The organism is Pseudoalteromonas sp. OOF1S-7 (assembly GCF_022347765.1).
Classification (GTDB): Bacteria; Pseudomonadota; Gammaproteobacteria; order Enterobacterales; family Alteromonadaceae; genus Pseudoalteromonas.
Genome location: NZ_JAKRFZ010000044.1, coordinates 1 through 1491, shown reverse-complemented (window position 1 = coordinate 1491; position 1491 = coordinate 1). Strand labels below are relative to the sequence as shown.

Genomic DNA, 1491 nt, shown 5'->3' with positions numbered 1-1491 from the left:
TCAATGACCCTTGTCTGCTCCGAGCTCACCTGACAACCTAAACCTTGATACATTGTGTCGCCCCCGATTGTGTATATTGTGGCTGATACGGCTCATTTTTCTGTAGTAGTATCCACATCAACCTGGCTAGCCGGTGGGCAGTGGCCACAATGGTTTTATTTATACCAACTCGCTCTTTCAAGGTGCTGATCCAGCGATTTAAATCGTCGTCTTTTTTATGTGCATGCGTGACCACAGTGCGCGCACCGTGGATTAATTGCTTACGCAGGTGTGTTACATGGATAGCCACCTAAAATTTGGCGTGCAGACTGTAGGCAGGTTCAACTTGGAAGTGCACCAACTTTTTCATTATAGATTTCAAATGGAGTTTTGTAATCAAGGCACCTCCGGGACCTTGAGTTTAAATTATGCTCTATTTCTTGAATCTGTTTGTGGGTTACAGTTGAGAAATCAGTACCTTTTGGCAGATACCTTCGAATTAGGCTATTTATCTGCTCAACAGCTCCTTTTTCCCAACTATGGTAAGGCTGGCAAAAGTAAGAATCACATTGTAATGTCCCGTTTATCTTTATGTGCTGGGCATTTTCAGACCCATTGTCATAAGTAATCGATTGAACAAATCCGGCGGGATGTGAACTTAGGCGCTTTATTATTGCATTGCTTGTTACTAATGCACTCTTGGAGCTTAGCTTGGTTATATGCACTAGCCGTGTTGCTCTTTCTATGATGACATTCAGTGCCGATTTCTTGTGCTTAGATACTACGGAATCGCTCTCCCAGTGGCCTAATTGAGAGCGCTCATTTATAAATGTTGGCCGTTTCAGGATGCTTGTTTTCATTGAGCATTTTTTGCTATATCGACGTGATGGATACTTTTTTCTACGCCTTTTGTGTTTTCTAGCCAAGCACGCTATGAGTTCAGGAGGCGAACTGTAAACGAACTGATAGATTGATTCATGGCATACATAGGGGGCTTCATTAGTAAGCTTGAGGCGTCCTGATATAATCTGAGGGGACCAGCCTTTCCTTAGCTTATCTAAGACATACAGCCGTGTTTCAGAAGCCTTCAGCTTTTCACGTTGAGCACGCTTACTCATCCTGGCCTTGTACATATCATGAGCTGGATTTGGATAGTATGTTGGCACGTAATAGTCATAGATATTCCTTTTGAGCTCTCTACTAATAGTGGAATGAGAGCGATTTAGTAAACGTGCAATTTCACGTATCGTTTTATCCTGATAGTGAGACCAATTAAAAATAAGCTTCCGCTCTTGATGACTCAAATGACAATATTTTTGACCCATTTTGCACCTCCAACATAGCTAACTTAAACTATAGTGGTGCACTTCAATTTAGAACATAGCCACATAGCAATGCCATTGGTCAGACTGTTCAGGTGGTAGACAATAATAACCAAACTCTGGATTATATCTACAATGCGCTGGGCGATCAGCTTAGCGTTCATTCATCGGCAGAGGCTTATCATGACCG

1 protein-coding gene and 1 pseudogene are annotated in these 1491 nt (G+C 42.3%); both read right to left on the bottom strand.

The features are described from left to right. Positions 1-37: 37 nt before the first annotated feature. Positions 38-271: pseudogene (locus MHN33_RS23725) on the bottom strand (hypothetical protein); the annotation flags it as partial. A 49-nt stretch (positions 272-320) separates the two neighbouring features. Next, entirely contained in the window at positions 321-1304 is a 984-nt protein-coding gene (locus tag MHN33_RS23720; protein ID WP_239401947.1) for an IS30 family transposase, read from the bottom strand. Positions 1305-1491 lie beyond the last annotated feature (187 nt).

Bases quoted from the DNA above. Each gene is read 5' to 3' on its own strand.
- MHN33_RS23720 (WP_239401947.1), bottom strand. From the start codon at position 1,304: ATGGGTCAAAAATATTGTCATTTGAGTCATCAAGAGCGGAAGCTTATT.